Genomic DNA, 536 nt, shown 5'->3' with positions numbered 1-536 from the left:
GGAGCCAGAAGCGCTTGGAGCCGGCGGCCGTCGGCGGCGTCGACGATGCCGATCTGCGCCAGTCGGCGGGCGAGCTGCGCCGGCGCATGCACCACGCTTGCCAGGCTCTTCACGCCCTCGGGCAGTGACGCGTCGCCCGGCTGCATCGCGCTTTCGCCCCAATGCACCGGGGCGCTGCGGTCAAGCGGCACGTCGAGGTCCTCGCCAAGGGCTGCGCCAAGCGCCGTCTCGTAGCCGCGCTCGACGCTGATCTGCTCCAGCACGGAGGGGAAAAGATCGCCACTGGCGGCATTCAGAATCTTGGAAAGGGTGCGGGCTTCGGTCTCGATGCGCTGCAACTCAGCCTTGGCGTCCTGTAGCGGCGGACGGGCGGCGCTTTCGGCGCCACGCGCCTCGGCGACCGCCTGCTCGGCCGCAATGGCGCCGGCCTCGCTCTCTTCCAGCCGCGCCGCGGCATCCTCGACCAGCAGCCGCTTCTCGGCCGGATCGGGCAGGCCGGAAATGCTGGCGACGATGTCGGACAGCTCGCGGTCGAC

Annotated in this window: 1 pseudogene; it reads right to left on the bottom strand. The window is 71.1% G+C overall.

Annotated features, from left to right (window positions below):
• Positions 1 to 536, bottom strand: a pseudogene (locus tag EN851_RS34150) (chromosome segregation protein SMC); the annotation flags it as partial.

It is taken from the genome of Mesorhizobium sp. M8A.F.Ca.ET.208.01.1.1, assembly GCF_004791315.1.
Classification (GTDB): domain Bacteria; phylum Pseudomonadota; class Alphaproteobacteria; order Rhizobiales; family Rhizobiaceae; genus Mesorhizobium.
The sequence above is the reverse complement of the archived record's forward strand: the minus strand, read 5'-3'. Positions and strand labels throughout refer to the sequence as shown.